This window comes from Pseudomonas brassicae, from assembly GCF_010671725.1.
GTDB classification, from domain to species: domain Bacteria; phylum Pseudomonadota; class Gammaproteobacteria; order Pseudomonadales; family Pseudomonadaceae; genus Aquipseudomonas; species Aquipseudomonas brassicae.
The window spans coordinates 31,857-51,795 of record NZ_JAAHBU010000011.1; the positions used below are offsets into that span (position 1 = coordinate 31,857).

Sequence of the window (19,939 nt, forward strand, 5' to 3'; positions counted from 1 at the left end):
CCTGCAGGAAGCGGCCAAGGGCCAGGCTACGGCGCAACGGTGACGTCGGCCTGGCCACTCTGCGCCAGCGCCGTATGAATGAACCCCTCGGCTTTTTTGCGTTGGACAAACCCGCGCACGTACTGCGCCCCTGCGTCACGCCCGCGCGGCACGGCCATCGCCTGGCGAATGGCGGTGAAGGCATCGTCCAGCACCCGGTAGCCGGGGTGCATCGGCCACCTGCTGCAACGGTTGGCGTACGCCTGCCGCCGCATCGAGGTGACGCTGCAAAAACAGGTCGATGGCCGCTGCCGAGGTCTCGGCGCGCTCCAGCTGAGCATGGCGCAAGCTCCGGGACAGGAACAGGTCATAGGCGGCGCCATTGCCAACCGCCAGTTTCAAGCCGGGCTGGTCGAGATCGGCAACCACCCGATACGGGGCGTCACGCGCCACCAGGTAAGTGCCCTCGATGATCACATAGGGTTCACTGAAGGCGATCTGTGCTTCGCGCACCGGCTCGATGGCCAGGAACGCGATGTTCCAGACGCCCTCCTGCAGCGCCGCAAAGACCTTGCCGGCCGCATCAAAGCTGCGCATCTGCAACGGCACGCCCAACTCCTGGGCCAGGGCGCTGGCCAGGGCAACCGATACGCCCTGCAAGCGGCCATCGGGCGCCTGCTGCGCAAGCACCGGGTTGCCCAGGTTGATTGCGGCATGCAACACGCCGCCTGGCGCGAGGTCGGCGAGCACCGCCGGCAATATATCTGTCATCACTCGCTCCACTTCAGGTTTGGGCCTGCCCGATCGGCAGGCTAAAGGAAACGCTCAACCGCCTTGATCAGAGGCGGGGCACCACACCCACCGGTCACATCGCCACGAAGCTGGGCCAGCCGACGCTTTTGCGATCGACAAAGCGCGAGCGTACCACCTCGAAGGTCAGGTACGTGCGCGGATGTCCTGCGGCGTGGGGGCTCGCCCCGGCTCAGGCGGTACATCGCGCGCGAGCACGAAGGCGACTTCGCATTCAAGGGTCACGGGGGTTGGCGCCGGCAGGTGTATGTGTACCCCGCTGCCATGGCAGCGGGCGGCATCCAGTTGCCCAACCAGCGCTCGCGCCAGCTTACCGGCGCGCAAGGCGGCCGGGCTGCCGACGCCAAGCTTCCAGCCGGCACGGCGGCCACCGGCTGCTGCGAACAACTGGTCCTGGGCGTCGTAGCCCTGGCTCAGCGTCTCGGGCTTGAGGTGCGCAGGCAACGCCGGCAGACGCTCGTCGCTGCGCCAGTGCTGCAGCAGCAAGGCGGCCGTGGCTTGCGCGGTAAAACGTGAAGGGCTCATCTGAACCTCAGTTTGCAGGGTAGCTGGGGGCGGTGCCATCGGCGCCAGGGGTGCGGCGAAACTGCACCCCCAGCAGCGCTTCGAATACCTTGATCATGGCGCCTTTGTCCTGGCAGCCATGGCCTTGCAGCAACGCCGTCTGGTAGGTGGCGGTGGCAGCGGCCAGCACGGGCAGCGGCACACCCAGCTCGGCGCTCAGGTGCGCCGCGTGGCGCATGTCCTTGTAGGCATCGCGCAAGGGGTAGCTGCTGTCGAAGGTGCCGGCCAGTATCTGCGGCAAAAAGTACGTCGAAGCGTGGCTGCACCCGGTACCACTGTTGACCACCGTGGCGATGGCCTGCGCATCCAGGCCGAGCTTGCACGCCAGGGGCATGACTTCGGCGAGCGCCGCGGTATTGATGTTGTAGAGCATCTGATTGATCAGCTTGGCCAACTGCCCGCTGCCGACAGGGCCCATGTGAACGATGTTCGACGCCATCGCCTGCAGGTAGGGCCGCATGTCGTCGAGTACCTGCTGCGCCCCGCCGCACATGACCGTCAGCGTACCCTCGGCAGCGCGCTGCACCATGCCGGAGACAGGCGCATCCATGAAGCGCAGGCCCAGCGCGGCCAGCCGCCGCGCGATCGCCAGCGTCTGGGTGTACCCCAGCGTGCTGGTGTCGACCACCGTGCTGCCGGGGCGCATCCACTGGGCCAGGCCTTGCGCCGAAAACAGCACCTGCTCGACCACCTGGTCATCGGGCAGGCACAGGAACACCGTATCGCACGCGGCCAGTACCTCGCGCGCGTCGGTGGGGCGAGCCCCCAGGCGTTCGAGCGCGGCATAGGCACGACCGCTGGCAGAACTCACCCGCAACCCCGGGCACTTGGCGAGCAAGCGGGTGGCCATGGGCAAACCTATCCGGCCCAGGCCAATAAAGGCGATTGTCATGTGGCGTTCCCTGGCAAGTGTGTGCAGCACAGCCTAGGGGCGCCGAGTGATCATTAAAAATACTTTGTTATGATGCACCGCATCACAAACTGTTATGGATTGTTCAGGCAATGAACCTCAAAGCGCTGCGCTGTTGCGTCGAAATCATTCGCCAAGGCAGCTTTACCAAGGCGGCGCACAGCCTGCATATCGCCCAGCCGGCGTTGAGCATGGCGGTCACGCGCCTGGAGGAAGAGCTGGGCGTGATGCTGTTCAACCGCATCGGCCGGCGCGTGACCGCAACCGCTGAAGGTGAGCGCTACCTGGCCCGCGTGGAGTCGGCGCTGCGCGAGCTGGACACGGCCCGCCAGGAACTGCGCGACATGGTTGAGCTGCAGTGTGGCGAAGTCAGGCTGGGCATCCCGCCGATGTTCGGCCTGTATTACCTGCCAAGCCTGTTGAGCGCGTTCCGCCAGGCGTACCCCGGCGTTGTCATGAGCGTGGTCGAGGGCAGTGCCGACGACATCAGCCAGCGCCTGGAGCGGCGCGAGATCGACCTGGCACTGCTGGAGTCGCGCCGTGTCATCCCCAGCTGGGATTCAGTGCTGCTGGGGCAGGACGAAATGGTGCTGTGCATGCACCCGGATCACCCCCTGGCCACCCGCCCTCACCTTGAGGCTGACGACCTGCACGACGTCGACATGGCGGTTTTTGACCAGACCTTTCTGCAGCGCCACCTGCTGGACGCTTTCGTCGCGGCACGCGGCATCACCTACCGAACGGCCCTGCAGAGCAATTTCGTCTCGCTGGTGATCCAGGCTGCACGGGACAAGGTCGGTATCGCCACCTTGCTGCGCTCGGTGCAGCAGTGCACGCCGGGCCTGGTGGCGGTGCCGTTCCAGCCCGCGCAGCCGATGAGCTTTCGACTGTGCTGGCGGCAAGCCGAATACCTGCCGTTGGCAACCAGGCGCTTTATCGATTTCGTGCAGGCAAGGGCGGTCCTTACAACAACGGCGACAGCACCCCGCAATACAGCTGGGTGTTGCACACAATCATCTGGGGCAGCATGAACCCCGCCCCTGCCCCCAGCAGGCCCGTGCCCGCCACCCGCCACGCCCCGGCAGTGCGCGCGCGACGCTTCAGCAGCCAGGCTGCCACGACGATGCCCACGAGCATGCCGGGCGCGGAAAAGATGTACCCCAGCCAGAGGAACACCGCCTGCCCACCATGGCCCGACGTGGCTATCAGGTAACCCAGCAACGCCGCAAGCGACGCAACGGTGCACCCCGTCACAAACAGGCCTGGCATACGCAGCAGCATGCCCAGCAGCAGCACCGCGACGGGCAAGGCTGCCAGGTACCAGAAGCTGGCTTGCCCAGCGGCATAAATCAGCATCGGGGTGATCAGCAATGCTGAGCACCTCAGATCACCTGCACGGCCAATCGGCATTGCTTGTCCTCGTGTTTGGCGCTGAACCTGCAGCCTTCCTGATCAAACATCCCCGCGCGTTCGCGCCCTGGGTTCTTCCCGATATACCTCTCTAGCCCTTGAGCGCAGGCTCGCTTTATTCACCTGTACCCAGCAGCCCTTCAACTCGTTATCCTGCGCATCGTTGCGCCCTGCAGTCTTTGCGGTTGAGACACCCTTGATCCGAGAACGCTGGCTGGCAGGTAGAAGCGTCGAGCTATTGTGATGCCATGCCCCAGCGCTACGCATACCGGTCGGATTTCCCTGAAGAGATCGGCAGCCCATACAAGTATCGGCATGAGTTGAACGATGAAAAACACCTACTCCTTCAAGCTGCTTGCGAACAAGCAACACTGTTGCAAACCCGACAAGAACGCGCTGTTTTTTGCAATGCTCGAACTCACTGAGGCGGGCGCAACAGCCCACCCCATCGCAACCCTCGACGCACTGGAAAAAGCACTCCCTGACGGCCATTACCATGTCGCCCACAACGTTGTTTCGCGCAAAGGGAAAACGGTTTACCTTGACGGCGAAATGGTCATCACGCGCAAAGATGACCTGATCATGTTTTTGAAGCAATCAGCTGCAATCAATGACCTCAGGGACCTTTTGATCGCTCCGACATTCTCTGGTGCGCCAGCATTTGTCGTGTCCCTCTACGATGAATCATTCCATCTCTACCGCTAGCCAGACGTAGCCTGCGTGGCGCACCTGCACCTCGCAAAATGGCCTGACCTGCGCAGCGACCACACGCACCACCGCTTTCCTGCAACCTGGCCAGCCTTTATCCTGTGCCGCTTCACATGCTGGCTCAGGATGCTCCAATGTACATAGACGTACCCCGCCGCCTGGTGTTCCTCGACAAAAAAGACACCGCTCGCCCCCCCTGCCTGGTCCAGTACCACCCGGACACAGGTGTTCTGAGCCGCCCGCCCTGCGCCCAGCCTGATGACAGGGTCTGGGACATCGCACACGACGGCCGCCGCATGGCCCTGAGCGGGGTAGATTGGCTGGTGGTGCGTGGCGCCAGTCGCTCGCGGCTGAGTATCCTGCAGGACGACAACCCGCTGCATGCAACCGATAAGTACCTGTCGTTCTGGTCGCGCTTCGATCGCAGCGGGCGCTATGTGCTGGTCAGCGTGTTCAACGGAAAAAAACGCCCCGTCATCATCGACCTGCACACCGGCGAGCACAGCGAGCCGATCGCCCGTGACCTGGATGCGCGGTACGGCGATATCGACCCCCTGGATGGCACGCTGTGGGTGCCCGACGAGCGTGCCCGCAACCGAGTACTGACGGTGGATTGCGCCAGCGGGCAGATCAGCAAGGTAACGGTGCCCATCGACGCCAACGTACAAAGCCTGCGGTTTTCGCGTGACGGCCAGCATGTGTTTGTCACAGGCAAGAACAATCGGCTGGTCTGCTGCGATCGCGATGGCACAATCGTGTGGTCCAAGGACATGAGCGAGCAGGGTCACGTGGGGGCAGGCACGATCCTGTTCAATGAATCGGGCAGCCACTTGTGCCGACCGCTCTCGCAGACGCCGCGCTGCAACTGGGGTGAGGACATGATCATCGCGGCGGACACCGGGCGAACCGAGAACATGATCCTGCGCCACCAAGGCCCGCCTGGGCGCCTGGCTGCCGACTGGTTTGGCGATCACCTGTTGACCCATAGCGCCGAGATCGTGGATTTTTTCACCGGCGCAGTGGTGGACCGCTTGGACCTGCACAGTGTAATGGCTGCCCAAGCGCACAATACCGTCAGCCCCAGTACCTGACAGAACGCCGGCGAGCGTCCACCATGCATCTAAAACTTTCACGCCTGAACCACAGCATCAAGGCAACCCACTTTCGCGCTTATGACACTGAGCTGGATGACATAAGGTCCATTCTGATGGATGCCTGCCGCCTGCTGGAGCACCACGTTATCTTTGTTGTTTCAGGCTTCGGCCAAGATCGCTGGCCTGTGGATACCGGGACTGATCTGCCGGTATTTCTCGAGCAGCTACCCCACGTACTGAAGGCCGTGAAAAACAGCGAAGCTATTGATATCGACTTTTATGAACAAGGTGTCGAGCGCCTGATCAGGCTGACCCCCTGCGACACGGGCGATCACTATTTCCTGCACTGTACAGGCAGACTGGACTGGGTCCCAAACCCGAGCTGCAGTTCAATGGATCGCGACAGGCTGCTTGAGATGCTGTGCGCACTGTCGGATGACTTCATGGTACTGATTACCGCCCTGTCCCCCTGCATCGCCGCCCACCCCTGGGTGGCACGCTGGAAAGAGGTCTCGTCTACCCCACGACCTTGAAACACCCAAAGTTCAGGCGTTGCCGGCACGCCGCGCTACCGACCTTCGGAGTAACGGTCCGGCCAGTACGGCCACACATTCTCGTCCTGATGCACATGCCGCAGAGACAGACGCTGCCCCAACTGGAAGTGGCCATCCGGGTACTGGCCAGACAAGATGACCGTGCGCGTCTGGTTGTTCAGCGCATCACAGTAGTCACGAACGGCCTTGGTGTTTTTCAGCGCCTTGCTGTCAGACACCAGAAAGCCGAACGCCATCATCGGCTGCCGTCATTTTTCAGTTGGGTAAAGACATTGGTCGGGGTCTGATACTCAGCAACGGAAACGATCTTGCCACTGAGTTGGCACGGTAATTCTTGGGCAAGCAGCGGTTGAGAAAAAAAAAGCAAAAAGAACAGCGATCGCTTCATGGTCATTTCCTGGGGCAAGTGTCCGGCCTTCGATACAGCGCCAGGCAAGCCGTTTACATGGAGGCTGTGCGCCGCAGCAGCGGCATTTGCTTGCCGGGGACGTGGCCATGGTAATCGCCTGGCGCACGGTTCTGAAAGGCGCTTGCTCATGTGATAGATTGATCAAGCCCCCCGCCTGACGAGCCGAGTATTCGTGGCATGGATGAACTGCGCAGAATTGACCTCAACATGCTGGTGACGCTTCATGCACTGCTGGCCGAAAAACACGTCACGCGGGCCGCCGTTCGGCTGCACAAGAGCCAGCCAGCCGTCAGCCATGCACTGGCATTGCTCAGGGCCCATTTCGATGACCCTCTGCTCATACGACGCAACGGATCCATGGTGCTGACGGCCAGGGCACACGCGCTGGCGCAGCCACTGCAGGATGCCTTGGGCAACCTGAACGCGTTGCTGGGCGCTGCGTCATTTGAACCTGCAACGGCAAAGCGCCGCTTCAGATTGTCGCTGTCGGACTACGCGGCGCGGATTCTTCTGCCTGCACTCATGCAGAAAATTCGTGTTGAAGCGCCCGGGATTGACCTGGCCATCAGCCAGGCAAGTCGAGAAATGATGATCTCCCAGCTTCTGGATGGTGAGCTCGACCTTGCACTGGGCATCTTTCCCGAGGTTGCGCCTGCGATTGCGCTGCAAGACCTTTTTTCAGAGGGGTTCGTCAGCCTCGCGAGCAAAAAAGTACTGCCGGCGCAGGGCGGCCTGTCACTCAGCGACTGGCTGTCTCGCCCGCATGTAATGCTCGCCATGCGCCCGGACGCCAACGACGAGATCGAAAAGGCGCTGGCCGCCCGCGGCTTGAAACGTCACATTGCCCTGGCGCTGCCGCACTGGAGCGCGGCGGTCGACGTGCTGGCCGGCACCGACCTGATCCTGACGGTCGCCAGCCGTGCGGTCGGCCCCATGCGCAATCACACAGACCTGCGCCAGTTCGAACCGCCCTTTGAGCTACCCCGATTCGCCTATCAGCAGGCCTGGCACATCAGAAAGGAAGGCGACGCGGCACATCGCTGGCTGCGCGAAGCCGTGTTCAGTTGCGCCCAGCCAAACTGAGCTGATGCCCGCGCCGCCAACGGGCGCTCCATCACGACCCGTTCGATATCCTCGCAGGCGTCATGTACCCGTCGACCTGATGGGATTCATCGGGCTTGCGCAGGGCCTTTCAACTCGACTTGATTATCGTCGGGGTCATTGAGATAGATCGACAGGCCGCTACCCTCTGCGCCATAGCGCATCACCGCCTCTTCAGCTGACACACCCGCCGCCGCCAGGTGGGCCAGAATGGCCTGTTCATCAAACGGCTCTACACGCAGGCAGAAGTGATCGACATTGTGCCGGTGCTTGCCGGCCGGCGCCCCGCCCTGGCGACCGATAGGCCCGTTGACATCCACCAGGTCAATCATCGATGTGCCCGCGCCCAGGTGAACCATACCAAGGTCGTCGCGGCGCTTTTTGACCTCACATCCCAGTACGCCGGTGTAGAACGCCAGGCTGCGCTCGATGTCCTGCACCCGCAAAACAACATGGTCTAGCCGCTGGATTGAAAAACTGCGCATGACGATCACTCCTCTCGTTCGGTTGGCGGGCCTGGCCGACCCTGGAAAACAGCTGAGGCACGTCTTTCGAAACGTCGACCCAAGGGTTGCTGTCAGCAGCTCGGCGTGCGGCACGCTGGGCTCATCGACGCGGATGGTGAATGAGCGCTGGCAACGCGTTGTCCGACGTATTCATGAACACGCCCCTAACCTGTATCAAGCGGGTGACGGGGGTTACTGGCCGACCCGGGCAGTGCCGGGCTCAGCCGTTGACGTCGCAACGCCCTGCACCAGCAACACACCGCCGAAAATGAGCACTACCCCTGCCAGCCGCGCGAAGGTGATCGGCTTGCCGGCAAGCCCCATCAAGCCAAAGTGGTCAACCAGCAGCGACGCCACAATCTGGCCAGCGACGACCAGCAGCAGAAAGCCGCTTGCCCCGAGCTGGGGCGTAATGGCTGCGGCGCTGACCACATACAACGCCCCCACTACGCCACCGATCCATAACCACCAGGAGCCTTGCAACGCCCTGCTGATATCCGGTGCAGCAACACGCAGGGCCAACAGCGCAATCACCACCACCACGGCACTCACCATCAGCGAGGTCAGCGCACCCCACAGCGGGTGCCCCAGCGCCTTGCCGAGGGCGGCATTGCTGGCGGCCTGGAAAGGCAGCAATGCCCCTGCCAGCAAGGCGGTCGCCGACGGGATAAGTACAAGTGCGGCTGCTTTGCGGAACATGGGATTCTCCTTTTGAGCGGGCGGGTTTCGATGGGTAAATACTTATCGATCCACGCCGGCGATGGAAATCACATATTTGCACTCACGTTATTCATCTGATGGATGATTGAGCGCGAGAGCGTGGTCCACGCTTCAGCCCTATGACTGCACAGGCAATGACGCCGTCATGCGCGCATGGCAGACCTCAAGTATTTCATCGGCAAGCGCTGCGTCATCCGGGCATGCCCGCGACAGCACGATCGCACCGACAGCCTGCGCAAGCAGTTCGATCATCCTCTGCCTCGCCTGCCCTGGCGGTGCATCAGGCCCCAGTGGGTACTTTTCCCCCAGGGTTTGCAGCGTGTGCTCTATGCCTTGTGCAAACGCCTCCTTCAGGTCGTCGGACTGGCGCGCGGCGTCGCCGCACAAGGCCGCCATCGTGCAACCCGTGCCCCGCCCGTCCCGATGATCCCTCGACACGTACATATCGACGAAGCCCTGCACATCGATCGCTTCAGCACGGGCCAGCGAGCGGGCAAGGCTGTTGGCAGAGGCCTCGGCCATCAGGTCGGCCTTGGAACCGAAATGCTTGTAGAACCCACCATGGGTAAACCCGGCGGCCGCCATCAGATCGGCCACGCCCACGCCGTCATAACCGCGTTCGCGAAATACCGCTGAAGCCGTTTCGACGATGTGCGCCCGATTGGCCTGGGCCTGAGCCTTGGTCACTCTCACCTGCAACACCTCATGTGCGCTCAAAACAATGCGCCAATGATACATAGATGTTGAGCGTAATCAAATTTGTTGACAGTTTAGATTTCGATCATCATCCTAATCACAAGTAACACAACGACTCCTCAACAAACACGGAACCTCGACCCATGAGCGATCTGTTTACCCCCTACACGCTTGGCTCCCTGACGCTGTCCAACCGGCTGGTACTGGCGCCGCTGACACGCAACCGCGCAGCGCCAGGCGGCGTGCCCAGTGAGTTGGCGCCGGTGTATTACAGCCAGCGCGCCAGCGCAGGCCTGCTGATCAGCGAAGCCTCGCAAATTTCGCAGCAGGGCCAGGGCTACCAGGACACACCGGGCATCTACACCCAGGCGCAGGTCGAGGGATGGCGCAAGGTGACCGATGCCGTCCATGCAAAGGGCGGGAAAATATTCCTGCAACTGTGGCATGTGGGGCGCGTGTCTCATGTGCTCCTGCAAATGGACGGCGCCGCCCCGGTAGGCCCGTCTGCGCTGCGCGCGGCAACCAAAGTGTTCGTCAACAACAGCTTTGAGGACGCCTCCGAGCCGCGAGCGCTTGAGCTGGGCGAGTTGCCTGGCATCGTCAGCGATTTCCGCCAGGCGGCGGCAAATGCCATTGCCGCAGGCTTCGATGGCGTGGAAGTGCATGCGGCGAACGGCTATCTGCTGGATCAGTTCATCCAGGACGGCGCCAACGCGCGTACCGATGCCTACGGCGGCTCGATCGAAAACCGCGCGCGCCTGCTGCTGGAAGTGACGGCAGCGGTGATCAGCGAGATCGGCGCAGATCGCACCGGTGTGCGTATTTCGCCGGTGTCACCGGCCAACGGTGTGTCGAGCAGTGATGCGCAGACGCAGTTCGATTACATCGTCGATCAGCTCAATGCGCTGGGCATCGTCTACCTGCACGTCGTCGAGGGCGCAACCGGCGGGCCACGCGACGTGGCGCCGTTCGACTTCGACGGCTTGCGCCGGCGTTTCCACAACACCTACATCGCCAACAACGGCTATGACCGTGACCTGGCCACCTCGCGACTCGCAGCAGGCAAGGCCGACCTCATCGCCTTCGGCAAGCCTTTTATCGGCAACCCCGACCTGGTGGAGCGGTTCAGGACCGGCGCGCCCTTGTCGCCGTTCAACCCGGCCACGCTCTACGGCGGCGGGGCGGCGGGTTACATCGACTACCCGACGATGGCAGAGGCCAACGCTGCGGCCAACTAGGTGCAGTGTGATCGAGCCGTGCGTTTTCACAAACACCCCCCCATCAGTGCACCTGATCAAGAGATAACACCATGACCACTCGCCCTACCGTTCTCATCACTGGCGCTTCCACCGGCATCGGCGCCGCGTACGCCGAGCGTTTCGCCCAACGCGGGCATGCCCTGGTGCTGGTCGCCCGGGACCAGGCGCGCCTGCAAACCCTCGCCACCCGGCTGCACAGCGCACATGGCGTTGCCGTTGACGTACTGCAGGCAGACCTGACCCAACTGAGCGACCTGGCCGCGGTAGAGACGCGCCTGCGCGATGACGCCAGCATTGGCATCCTCATCAACAACGCCGGCGCCGCGCAGTCCGGCAGTTTCATCGAGCAGAGCACCGACAGCGTGGCGCAGCTGGTCGCCCTGAACACCACCGCCCTGGTACGCCTGGCCAGTGCCATCGCGCCCCGCCTGGCCAAGGCGGGCAACGGTGCGATCGTCAACATCGGCTCGGTGGTTGGCCTGGCGCCAGAGTTCGGCATGTCCGTGTACGGGGCGACCAAGGCCTTTGTGCTGTTCCTTTCCCAAGGCCTCAGCCTGGAACTTTCGCCCCAGGGTGTGTATGTGCAAGCCGTGCTGCCTGCCGCCACCCGTACCGAGATCTGGGACCGCGCCGGTATCGACATCAACACCTTGAACGAAATCATGGAGGTGGCTGATCTGGTCGATGCCGCACTGGTGGGCTTCGACCGTCGCGAGCCGGTCACCATCCCGCCGCTGCAGGCAGGTGAGCGTTGGGATGAGCTGCAGGCAGCGCGTCAGGGCCTGTTGTCGCAGATCAAACAGTCCGCTGTTGCGCCACGCTACCTCGCTCAAGCCTGACCCTGCAGGGCGCCTGGCTCGACACTCAAGTGTTGTCGGGCCAGCGCCCCGATTCTCATTCCAACTGACGAGGCTGCAGCCGCATGAAGGCATTTTTCATCGACCGCTACGGCAAGCACAACGGCGCCATTGGCGAACTGCCCGAGCCTGCCGTAGGCGTGCACGACGTGCTGATTCAGGTACATGCCGCAAGCGTGAACCCGCTGGACGCGAAGATCAGAACCGGCGAATTCAAACGGGTGCTGCCCTATACATTGCCCTTGGTGCTGGGCAATGACCTGGCCGGGGTGGTGGTTGGCATCGGCTCGGCGGTCACGCGCTTCAAGCCGGGCGACGCAGTCTATGCACGCCCTCCCGAAGCACGCATCGGGACGTTTGCACAACGCATTGCCGTGAACGAAAACGCGCTCGCGCTGAAACCTGCCAACCTCAGCATGGCCGAAGCCGCCAGCCTGCCCTTGGCTGCGTTGACCGCCTGGCAGGCGCTGGTTGAAATCGCCCGGGTAAAGCAAGGCCAGAAGGTACTGATTCACGCCGGTTCAGGCGGTGTCGGCACACTTGCCATCCAACTCGCCAAACACCTCGGTGCGGTCGTTGCGACCACCACCAGCACGGCAAACATCGAGTGGGTCAAGGCGCTCGGCGCAGATGTGGTCATCGACTACACACAGCAAGATTTTGCAGACGTGCTGCACGGCTACGACGTGGTGCTGAACAGCCTCGGCGCCAACGTACTGGAAAAATCGCTCAAGGTGCTCAAGCCTGGCGGGCAGCTGATTTCGATTTCGGGGCCACCCACACTGCAGTTCGCGCAAGCGCGCGGCCTGTCCTGGCCGCTGAAGCAGGTCATGCGCCTGTTGAGCCGCCGTATTCGTAGCAAGGCGCGCAAGCAGGGCGTGCACTACGACTTTCTGTTCATGCGTGCCGAGGGCACCCAGCTCAGGAAAATCACGCGCCTCGTCGAGGCGGGCGTGATCAGGCCGGTGGTGGACCGAGCCTTCCCTTTTGAATCGACGGCAGAGGCATTGACGTATGTCGAGCAAGGCAGAGCGAAGGGCAAAGTCACCCTCATCATCCAGTAAGTGCGCTGCCCCGCTGTCGGCCGACATCCCCCATGCCGACGATCAGCCGGCGCAGACTGAACCCGAAACACAGCAGCCGCAGACACACGGGCAACGGCAGCTGGACGCTGCGCTTGCGAAACAGCCGGTCATTTTTGCGCGTGGCTTGATGCTGGAGCAATAGCGAGCAATCGGGCACGCCCCGAGTGCTGAACCCGGAGCGTGTCGAAGGTTACAGGTCGTAGCGCAGTGCCACGCCGAAGGTGCGTGGGGCGCCGGCGTCGATGATGTCGTCGTCGCGGTTGTTGGTCAGGTACTGCTTGTCGAAGGCGTTTTTCACGAACCCGGAAACGGCAATGCTGCGGGTGAGCTTGTACTCGGCATTGACGTTGGCCAGCCAGTAATTGTCGCTGCGCCGCTCGCCGCTCACCTGGCCGGCGGCATCGAACAGATACTCGGACGGCGTGGTGCTCTGGTAGACCAGGTCGGTGTTGAGGGTCAGGCGCTCATCCCAGCGGTAGGTGGCGCCTACCGACAGTTTGTAGCGTGGCGCATAGAGGAAGTCCTGGCCGCTCATGTCGCGGCCATCACCGGTGATGAAGTCCTTGTACTTGCCCACTGTGATCGCACCACCCGCATTCAGGGTCAGCTGCTCGCCCAGGTCTTTCTCGACGAACACTTCCAGGCCTTTGATATCGCTGCTGCCGGCATTGAACACGTGGGCAAAGTCGGTCGTGCGGTCCAGCACACTGACCTGCTGGTCTTTCCAGTCGGTGTAGTACAGGTTGGCGCGGGTGCGCAGGGTCTGGTCGAAGAACGAACCACGGTACGACACCTCGTAGTTGGTGGTGTACTCGGGGTCATAGGCTTCATGCCCGCCACCGGCGCGCATGTTCACGCCCCCGCCGCGGTAGCCCTTTTGCACCATGAAGCCCAGGTACTGCCCTTCGGCCAGCTGATAATCGATGCCGAGCTTGGGCAGCACCGCGTCGAACGACTTACTGATATCGGCAGGGCTGGAGAAATCGTCGATGTCGATATCGGTGTCATTGGTCTCGTGGTCGTAGCGCAGGCCGGTGATCAGCGTCCATTGCGGGGCAAAGGTCCAGTTGACCTCGCCGAACAGCGCCTTGTTCTCGATGCGGGTATCGCCCTTGGCGGTGCCGGCCAGCACGTTGTCGAACAACAGCCGGTCATGAAATTCATTGGTGTTGTGGCCGTAGTACACGCCCATGAAGCTCTTCACGGTGTCGGAGGTGTAGTTCAGGCGCAACTCCTGACTGAACAGGTTGCCTTCCTGCGTACGCAGCACCACCCGGTTGCGGTCGGCCGACTGGTCGAAGTCCAGGCGGGCGTCGTAGTCGGAGCCGGTGTTGGCCGTGAGGCTGGTGATCGACCAGGCGTCGTCGAGGCGGTAATCGACCTTGGCGCTGACGGTGTCCTGGTCGAGCTCGTCGAACGCCCGGGTGTTGGAGGTCATCTTGTAGTAACGCGGCCGACCGTTGTCGCGCATGATCGTGTTGTCGCCCTTGCGGCTTTCGCCGTGGGCATAGGTCAGCAGCACATCGAGGTCTTCGTTGGGCACACCAGCAGCTTGGCGCGGGCATTGCTGGTGCGGCCGGGGTTGGCGTCGTCATGCCGGAAGGTGTTGTCGATGTAGCCGTCGCCTTCCTGATAGTCCACGGCGATACGGCCGGCGACCTTGTTGTCGATGATCGCCCCGCCGCCGGCGACGGCTGCGCCGCGCTCGCCGTAGCTGCCGGCGTTGGTCTGGGCAGAGAACGTGGGGTCGAAGGTCGGGTTGCGGGTCTGGATCACCACCGCGCCGGCCAGCGAGTTGCGGCCCTGGGTGGTGGACTGCGGCCCCATGAACACTTCGACCTGCTCGGCATCCCACAGCGGCATGGGGCTCAGGGTCAGGGCGCGGTTGGGTTGCACGGCGCCGTCGACAAACACCGACACGGCACCGTTGAGGGTGGCTGGGCCCTGGTCGTCGAAACCGGACACCGGTACGCCGCGGATCCCCCAGTTTTCGTTACCTGCCTGGCTGTAGACCCCTGGCGTACGGGCGAACACATCGACCAGGTTGCTGTCAGCTTTTTCGCGCAATTGCTGTTCGGTCATGACCACCACGCTGGACTGGGTCTGCTCCAGCGTGCGGTTGATCTTCTCGCCGGTCACCGTGATGGGCGAAAGCTCCATCGTTGCCGCTTGCTCGGCTGCCGCCACACCATTGGCCAGGCAGAAGGCCGACCCTACCGCCAGCGCAATCGCACTTTTCCTGAAGTCCACGCCCCGCTCCCCTACGACTGTTTATTGGTTTTTTTGTAATGCCTGGAACACTGCGCATCGCGCAGTTGCGGGAGTCTAATCGAAGCGCGATGCGTTTGTTAACAATTATCATTTGTGACTAGTATGTCGGTTGTAGTCTTCGCCTTTCTGCTCGCCACCGATGTACTCGGACTGGGTGTAGGCGTACCCCCGATACGTTCCAGTTCGGCGGTACCTCACCGGTCAGCTCCAGCTCGATACCTTTGTTGCGCACTGGGTCGGACGCCCGCTAGCAAGCCCAGGTCTGCGCACAGGTCACTCGCTCGGCGCGGCCGGTCTAGTCCGCCTGGAACAGCGCGATAGCGGTTTGCAGGCGCTTATCGAGAACTCTCCCGTCAAGCCGATCTCGTAGTTGCTGCCAGTCATCGGCAATGGCGCTTGATCGCTGATCAACTGCGTGAGAAGTACCCCGAGATCGTTACACCACTTCCTGGGGCACGATCGATTGCAAAGGCAGACTGTTTGATGGAAAGGCCCTGAAGTCAGTGTACTGAAACTCAAACGACAGCAATTGGAGGGTGATCTGGCGCACGAACTTCCCAATTTCTATTTTGATATAAATTACGAATGGCTTGCGTGCGAGAGTTCGTCTGAGGAGTGGGGAGTATTGGCAATGGATCGAGTCTTGGTAAATATACCTCTCGCCAGGTTCCTCAACCGAGAGCTCATGACTATCGGAGAGATCTGGAGATTAAACAAGCTGGACGACTTCAATGGGAAACTATCCAGAGCCTTCCTGCGTAGTTACTATCCATAACTGAAAGTATGCATCCAGCTCTGCAAATCAATCAAACCTTGTTCATTCAGCCTCAACTGCAAGAGCTTGAGTATCTGATCGTACGTTATCTGATTTCGTATAGAGCCTGAGGGCAGCTTACGAGCCGCATTTTGGCTATCGCAACGCCTTCGGCTGTTGCCACGGCGATCACCCTCCCCTGTTTTCCGTGCGCGAAAACATCAAATTCGAAGACGCGCTGCTCTACCTGTCGGTCATGATCCAGTGTGCCAAAGAGTTCCGTCCCATCCGCTACTGTCAGGCGTAAGGTCCGGAACAGCCCGCGCGCGGCGGGGGGATCTTCCTGGGTTCGCCCTACAGCATGGGCACCTCCATACCCATAGCCCCTGCCCCCCTGCTGTGGGTGACGATGAGATCCGGGTGCAGGATATACGCGGCCTGCCGTGATCGAGACTATGTGCAGCTTGGGCGTGTTACCTTGACCGCCATAACCGCGGAACCCTTTTGAAATGATCAGACCCAATCCGTGATGGCTTAACTGTCCCGACCCAGTCATTTTAGAAAATATTACCCTTCACCCTAATCAAGACATTTCGCAATTGCTTAAATCATTTAACTCAATACCCGAATAAAAAATTCCTTCGCGATAGGAAACCTCCTACCACTACAACAATCAACACCCTCCAGCCGAAAAGACCATTAACACTCCGAACATAAGTACGTCACTGGATAGTGACAAAATACCCTCAACCCAAGTCCCGTCTCTCCTTGACAGGCCAGCGCGCCAAATGGAAATATATCCACCATCACGTCGCCATCCGAAACTTTCAAATAACAAACACCTCTATAAAAACATAGAACCGTGCCTCCTCGCCCGAAAACTATAAACCTGATGAAACCACACAGCTCCCTGCGTTTTTTGCTCACTGTGAATATCGATCGTGGCACCAAGACCATCAACACATAGACACCTGAATGTCAGACACGCTACAGCGAGATGGTCCTTTGCCTATCCGAGATAGCCAAGCCCTTGGGCACCGACCTGAATGAATCAGAGCGCCCTCAACGAATCCGGGGGCAAACAGATTCACGTTTCCTCTGCAACACCACTGTATGTAGGTGCACATAACCAATCGAAAGTAACTGCCAACGTTATGTCTGAATCGCTCGGCGCCTGCCTCCATCCTGCCAAGCGCAGCTATACGCCGAAGGCCCCCGACAGCTGTTCGCCTCAGCCTCCAGCAGCGCCGACAGCCAGTTGTCATTCGAGGCCTACGGCGTTCGGGTGAGCGGTAGCTGGCGCTTCAGCTCGGGCATAGAGGACGCCACCGGGTTGATGCTCAATGCCTCCTGCCCGAACCACCCGGATGCTGCGCAGAGCCCGCGTTTCCTGCTGCTGGTCGCTGCGCACAAGGTCCAGAAGCTGGACAGCAGGGATAGCTACGGCATGGCCGCAACCGGTTCGCACGATGTACTGACCCACCAGTTGCGTCACTGGCGCGATATCCAGGCCATGGCCGCGCACCGCGACGTGGCCTGGAATGACGCGATGCTGGCCTGCGGCGAAAACATCCTGCTCCCCGTCAGTACCACTACAAAACCGGTCTGACCCCTTCTTAAACCCTGCATTACCAGAGCGGCCTACATGTTCGTTCGCAACAAATCCGACGTCGAAAAAACCCCGTACGTTGTCGATTGGGGCGCCGGCACAAGCCATCGCCTGCTCACCGACCGTGACGCCATGGGTTTTACCCTGTGCCACACCTTGGTCCGTGCTGGCACTGAATCACTGCTGCACTACCGCAATCATCTGGAGGCGTGTTACTGCATCGCCGGGGAAGGCGAAGTCGAAGACATGCAGGGTAATGTTTATCCGATTCGACCCGGTGACGTGTATGTGCTCGACCAGCACGACCGCCATTATCTGCGCGGGGGCAAGGAACAGGACCTGATTCTGGTGAGCGTTTTCAACCCACCCTTACACGGCGACGAGCGACATAACCTCAACGACAGCTCGGGCTCTGCCTATTGATGTAGCGGCATGCCGTCACGCCACGCCGCCAAGCGGCAGGAGGTTGTTGTGCGTAAGGATTACCTGGCTTTTTTCACCTCGCTGTTCTTCTCTCGACTGGCAGACCAGATCCTTCTGTTCATCGTGCCGCTGGTGGTGTTCCAGGCCACCAACAGTGCGTCCTGGGCCGGGCTCGCTTTTTTCGTTGAATCACTGCCACGCTTTCTAGCGTTTCCTGTGTGCGGAGCCCTGTGCGACAAGTTCTCCCCCATCAGGATCCTGCACATCAGCCAGATCTACCGAGCGCTTCTCTGCGTGCTGGCGGTGGTGTTCTACGCCCTCTTCGACGGCATTGCCTGGCTGGTGGTGCTGTCGGCGCTGTGTGGGGTACTGACCACTCAGGGCATCATGGCCCGAGAGGTGCTGATGCCACATATCTTCCAGCACTACAGCTACGCCAAGACCCTGTCCTACTCGCAGATCGCCGACCAGACCGGACTGGTGCTCGGCCCGCTGGTGGCAGCGCTGCTACTGGAAGCCTGGGCCTGGCATTGGGTGGTGCTTGGGGTGGCCGTGCTGTTCTTGCTGGCCGACATCGGCATGCTGGCGTGGCAACGTCTAAGCCGCATCACGCTGGGAGTGTTCGAGCAGCATCAGGATATCTGGCTGCAGCCGCTGCGCATCGCCTTCGGGCATATCCGCGAATTGGCGGAGTTGAAAAAGATCATCATCCTAGCCGTTGGGGTCAACCTGATCGTCGGGGTCACCTTGGCCACCTCGGCGGCCATGGTGCTCGGCGAGTACAGCGCCGGCAAGGATGACTACGCAGGGCTGCAGGCAGTTGGTGCGGTGACCACCATCGTGATTCTGTTTTTCCTCTCCCGGGTGGTGGTGTCTTTACGTGTAATGGGGGGCGTGGCCTACTCGATGATCGCCACAGGCGCGTTCATCAGCGCCTGGAGCCCGGATCTGATCGGTTATGTGGTGGGGTTTGTGCTGATCGTCGGCTTCGACAAGATGTTCAACGTCTATATGCGCAGTATCCGTCAGCGGGTGATTGCGCCTCAGGACTTTGGCAAGACGGTAGGCGTGATTACCTTGCTCAATAATCTATCGCAGCCCCTGGCCGGCTTGCTGGTGGCGGGGTTGGCTACGCCTTTGGGCACGCAAGGCGTGATTCTGATGCTGGCTGTTTCGGCTACGTTGCTGGGGGTGGGGGCGCGGTGGTGGTTTGCAACGACACGGGGCCCGCTCCGCGCATCGCCACTGGAGTCAGGCCAAGATCCCGGCAAGTGAGCGAGGGGGCGCATCGACTGCTTACCTATAGGCCGCAGCCATGTAGATAGTATCGGACAAGGCAATCTGCGCCTCGCAAGGCCAGCTATCACGTCATTGGAACTTATCGCGAGGTAGCGCTTTCGACCCATAGCGGCCTGTCGGCACCGACGATAAGGGCATAAGCACGGTATTTTGGGGCGCGGGGAGGCTTGGCGGGAGAAACACTTTGACCTGACCTGAGGCGTCAGCGTCTCGGTCAGGCCAGAAGCATATTTTTTCGCCGTCCAGAAAGGCCCGGATACCCAAGATGGAGTATTCCGGGCCATTAAACATCTCTACTCGCCGAAGGCTTCCATAAGCACTTGAACCAGCTCCCCGCCTTCTGGTGTCGCCCAACTACCTGCCAGTTCAGCGATCAGCTGGTTGGTGGTAGTCAGCGTCACACCGGCTTTGTCCATACGGCGCAAAGCGATGTCATCCGCCATAGCGGTAGGTGAAGCGCCACCGTCGGCAACCACTTGCACTTCATAGCCCTCACGGACCAGCGAGAGCGCAGGGTAGACGGTGCACACATCATTGGTTACACCGGCAATGATCAGTTTCTTGCGGCCTGTCGCCTTCACGGCTGCGGCGAAGTTCTCATCGTCCATGGCGTTGACGATACCCATACGCTTGATGCGACCGGCAAACTCAGCAGGCAGGATTTCTTCCAGTTCGCTCAACAGTGGGCCTTGGGCATGTTCTTCCATGCTGGACGTCAGCACCACGGGAAGCTTCAGGATGCGGGCGGCTTTGGCCAGCATCAGGGCATTGCGCTTCAGCTCTTCGAACGGCATGGATTTAGCCCAGCCCATGGTCCCGACCTGGTGGTCGATCAGCAGCAGGGCGGCATTATCAGCATTGAAGTTTTCGAATGACATGGTGATTCTCCTTGGCAACTACGATGGGGCACTTACCCCGGTT

19 protein-coding genes and 3 pseudogenes are annotated in these 19,939 nt (G+C 61.1%); 11 read left to right on the top strand and 11 right to left on the bottom strand.

What is annotated here, in order from left to right; translation table 11 throughout:
* Positions 1-26: 26 nt before the first annotated feature.
* The 3 genes and pseudogenes from G3436_RS01280 to G3436_RS01290 form a co-directional block, all read right to left on the bottom strand.
* Positions 27-750 (bottom strand): annotated as a pseudogene (locus G3436_RS01280) (transporter substrate-binding domain-containing protein).
* A gap of 100 nt (positions 751-850) precedes the next feature.
* Positions 851-1,314, bottom strand: a pseudogene (locus tag G3436_RS01285) (2-keto-4-pentenoate hydratase); the annotation flags it as partial.
* 7 nt (positions 1,315-1,321) lie between these two features.
* Positions 1,322-2,245, bottom strand: coding sequence for an NAD(P)-dependent oxidoreductase (locus G3436_RS01290; protein ID WP_163940532.1), 924 nt, complete (start codon positions 2,243-2,245; stop codon positions 1,322-1,324).
* A gap of 110 nt (positions 2,246-2,355) precedes the next feature.
* Here G3436_RS01290 and G3436_RS01295 point away from each other — a divergent pair, with 110 nt between their 5' ends.
* The gene (locus G3436_RS01295; protein ID WP_163940534.1) at positions 2,356-3,294 is read left to right on the top strand and encodes a LysR family transcriptional regulator; all 939 of its coding nucleotides are present in this window, start codon (positions 2,356-2,358) and stop codon (positions 3,292-3,294) included.
* Here G3436_RS01295 and G3436_RS01300 read toward each other — a convergent pair.
* Complete coding sequence (locus tag G3436_RS01300) at positions 3,227-3,634, bottom strand: hypothetical protein (RefSeq protein WP_163940537.1); 408 nt, start codon at positions 3,632-3,634, stop codon at positions 3,227-3,229. The genes G3436_RS01295 and G3436_RS01300 overlap by 68 nt on opposite strands.
* A 366-nt stretch (positions 3,635-4,000) precedes the next feature.
* On the opposite strand from G3436_RS01300, the gene G3436_RS01305 reads away from it, so the two are divergent.
* The 3 genes from G3436_RS01305 to G3436_RS01315 all read left to right on the top strand — a co-directional run bounded on the left by G3436_RS01305 (position 4,001) and on the right by G3436_RS01315 (position 6,008).
* Positions 4,001-4,378 carry a hypothetical protein gene (locus G3436_RS01305; protein ID WP_163940539.1) on the top strand — a complete coding sequence of 126 codons (378 nt, stop codon included), beginning with the start codon at positions 4,001-4,003 and terminating at the stop codon, positions 4,376-4,378.
* Between the two features lie 137 nt (positions 4,379-4,515).
* A complete protein-coding gene (locus tag G3436_RS01310) occupies positions 4,516-5,472 on the top strand; it encodes a YncE family protein (protein ID WP_163940541.1) in 957 nt (318 codons plus the stop codon).
* A 23-nt stretch (positions 5,473-5,495) separates the two neighbouring features.
* Positions 5,496-6,008: a hypothetical protein gene (locus G3436_RS01315; RefSeq protein ID WP_163940543.1), complete on the top strand. Its 513-nt coding sequence runs from the start codon at positions 5,496-5,498 to the stop codon at positions 6,006-6,008.
* Between the two features lie 35 nt (positions 6,009-6,043).
* Here the strand turns inward: G3436_RS01315 and G3436_RS01320 are convergent, their stop codons facing one another.
* Positions 6,044-6,268 (bottom strand): hypothetical protein, encoded by a 225-nt coding sequence (locus G3436_RS01320; RefSeq protein ID WP_163940545.1) that lies wholly within the window; start codon positions 6,266-6,268, stop codon positions 6,044-6,046.
* Positions 6,265-6,417 carry a hypothetical protein gene (locus tag G3436_RS01325; RefSeq protein WP_163940547.1) on the bottom strand — a complete coding sequence of 51 codons (153 nt, stop codon included), beginning with the start codon at positions 6,415-6,417 and terminating at the stop codon, positions 6,265-6,267. The genes G3436_RS01320 and G3436_RS01325 overlap by 4 nt, the downstream gene beginning before the upstream one ends.
* Positions 6,418-6,615: 198 nt before the next feature.
* Here G3436_RS01325 and G3436_RS01330 point away from each other — a divergent pair, with 198 nt between their 5' ends.
* Positions 6,616-7,521 carry a LysR family transcriptional regulator gene (locus G3436_RS01330; RefSeq protein ID WP_163940548.1) on the top strand — a complete coding sequence of 302 codons (906 nt, stop codon included), beginning with the start codon at positions 6,616-6,618 and terminating at the stop codon, positions 7,519-7,521.
* Between the two features lie 86 nt (positions 7,522-7,607).
* Here G3436_RS01330 and G3436_RS01335 read toward each other — a convergent pair whose 3' ends face one another.
* The 3 genes from G3436_RS01335 to G3436_RS01345 form a co-directional block, all read right to left on the bottom strand.
* Complete coding sequence (locus tag G3436_RS01335; RefSeq protein WP_163940580.1) at positions 7,608-8,024, bottom strand: VOC family protein; 417 nt, start codon at positions 8,022-8,024, stop codon at positions 7,608-7,610.
* A 213-nt stretch (positions 8,025-8,237) separates the two neighbouring features.
* Positions 8,238-8,744, bottom strand: a complete 507-nt coding sequence (locus G3436_RS01340; protein WP_163940550.1) for a DMT family transporter — start codon at positions 8,742-8,744, stop codon at positions 8,238-8,240.
* 138 nt (positions 8,745-8,882) lie between these two features.
* Entirely contained in the window at positions 8,883-9,458 is a 576-nt protein-coding gene (locus tag G3436_RS01345) for a TetR family transcriptional regulator (protein ID WP_163940582.1), read from the bottom strand.
* 146 nt (positions 9,459-9,604) lie between these two features.
* Between G3436_RS01345 and G3436_RS01350 the strand changes: the two genes are divergently transcribed.
* The 3 genes from G3436_RS01350 to G3436_RS01360 all read left to right on the top strand — a co-directional run bounded on the left by G3436_RS01350 (position 9,605) and on the right by G3436_RS01360 (position 12,641).
* On the top strand, positions 9,605-10,699 hold the full coding sequence (locus G3436_RS01350) for an alkene reductase (protein WP_163940552.1): 1,095 nt from the start codon (positions 9,605-9,607) through the stop codon (positions 10,697-10,699).
* Between the two features lie 71 nt (positions 10,700-10,770).
* On the top strand, positions 10,771-11,559 hold the full coding sequence (locus tag G3436_RS01355) for an SDR family NAD(P)-dependent oxidoreductase (protein WP_163940554.1): 789 nt from the start codon (positions 10,771-10,773) through the stop codon (positions 11,557-11,559).
* A gap of 83 nt (positions 11,560-11,642) precedes the next feature.
* Entirely contained in the window at positions 11,643-12,641 is a 999-nt protein-coding gene (locus G3436_RS01360; protein WP_163940556.1) for an NADP-dependent oxidoreductase, read from the top strand.
* Positions 12,642-12,852: 211 nt separating this feature from the next.
* Here G3436_RS01360 and G3436_RS01365 read toward each other — a convergent pair.
* A pseudogene (locus G3436_RS01365) lies at positions 12,853-14,912 on the bottom strand (TonB-dependent receptor).
* Positions 14,913-16,972: 2,060 nt separating this feature from the next.
* Here G3436_RS01365 and G3436_RS27195 point away from each other — a divergent pair.
* Genes G3436_RS27195 through G3436_RS01380 form a run of 3 tightly spaced genes read left to right on the top strand, consistent with a single transcriptional unit; the run spans position 16,973 to position 18,994 of the window.
* Positions 16,973-17,296, top strand: a complete 324-nt coding sequence (locus G3436_RS27195) for a hypothetical protein (protein WP_243666968.1) — start codon at positions 16,973-16,975, stop codon at positions 17,294-17,296.
* 36 nt (positions 17,297-17,332) lie between these two features.
* Complete coding sequence (locus G3436_RS01375; RefSeq protein ID WP_163940558.1) at positions 17,333-17,719, top strand: ectoine synthase; 387 nt, start codon at positions 17,333-17,335, stop codon at positions 17,717-17,719.
* Positions 17,720-17,767: 48 nt separating this feature from the next.
* A complete protein-coding gene (locus G3436_RS01380; RefSeq protein WP_163940560.1) occupies positions 17,768-18,994 on the top strand; it encodes an MFS transporter in 1,227 nt (408 codons plus the stop codon).
* A 317-nt stretch (positions 18,995-19,311) separates the two neighbouring features.
* On the opposite strand, the gene G3436_RS01385 is transcribed toward G3436_RS01380, so the two are convergent.
* Complete coding sequence (locus G3436_RS01385) at positions 19,312-19,896, bottom strand: isochorismatase family protein (RefSeq protein ID WP_163940562.1); 585 nt, start codon at positions 19,894-19,896, stop codon at positions 19,312-19,314.
* Positions 19,897-19,939 lie beyond the last annotated feature (43 nt).

Coding starts and splice junctions, on each gene's coding strand:
- G3436_RS01290 (WP_163940532.1), bottom strand. CDS start 2,245: ATGACAATCGCCTTTATTGGCCTGGGCCGGATAGGTTTGCCCATGGCC.
- G3436_RS01295 (WP_163940534.1), top strand. CDS start 2,356: ATGAACCTCAAAGCGCTGCGCTGTTGCGTCGAAATCATTCGCCAAGGC.
- G3436_RS01305 (WP_163940539.1), top strand. CDS start 4,001: ATGAAAAACACCTACTCCTTCAAGCTGCTTGCGAACAAGCAACACTGT.
- G3436_RS01310 (WP_163940541.1), top strand. CDS start 4,516: ATGTACATAGACGTACCCCGCCGCCTGGTGTTCCTCGACAAAAAAGAC.
- G3436_RS01315 (WP_163940543.1), top strand. CDS start 5,496: ATGCATCTAAAACTTTCACGCCTGAACCACAGCATCAAGGCAACCCAC.
- G3436_RS01320 (WP_163940545.1), bottom strand. CDS start 6,268: ATGATGGCGTTCGGCTTTCTGGTGTCTGACAGCAAGGCGCTGAAAAAC.
- G3436_RS01325 (WP_163940547.1), bottom strand. CDS start 6,417: ATGAAGCGATCGCTGTTCTTTTTGCTTTTTTTTTCTCAACCGCTGCTT.
- G3436_RS01330 (WP_163940548.1), top strand. CDS start 6,616: ATGGATGAACTGCGCAGAATTGACCTCAACATGCTGGTGACGCTTCAT.
- G3436_RS01335 (WP_163940580.1), bottom strand. CDS start 8,024: ATGCGCAGTTTTTCAATCCAGCGGCTAGACCATGTTGTTTTGCGGGTG.
- G3436_RS01340 (WP_163940550.1), bottom strand. CDS start 8,744: ATGTTCCGCAAAGCAGCCGCACTTGTACTTATCCCGTCGGCGACCGCC.
- G3436_RS01350 (WP_163940552.1), top strand. CDS start 9,605: ATGAGCGATCTGTTTACCCCCTACACGCTTGGCTCCCTGACGCTGTCC.
- G3436_RS01355 (WP_163940554.1), top strand. CDS start 10,771: ATGACCACTCGCCCTACCGTTCTCATCACTGGCGCTTCCACCGGCATC.
- G3436_RS01360 (WP_163940556.1), top strand. CDS start 11,643: ATGAAGGCATTTTTCATCGACCGCTACGGCAAGCACAACGGCGCCATT.
- G3436_RS01375 (WP_163940558.1), top strand. CDS start 17,333: ATGTTCGTTCGCAACAAATCCGACGTCGAAAAAACCCCGTACGTTGTC.
- G3436_RS01385 (WP_163940562.1), bottom strand. CDS start 19,896: ATGTCATTCGAAAACTTCAATGCTGATAATGCCGCCCTGCTGCTGATC.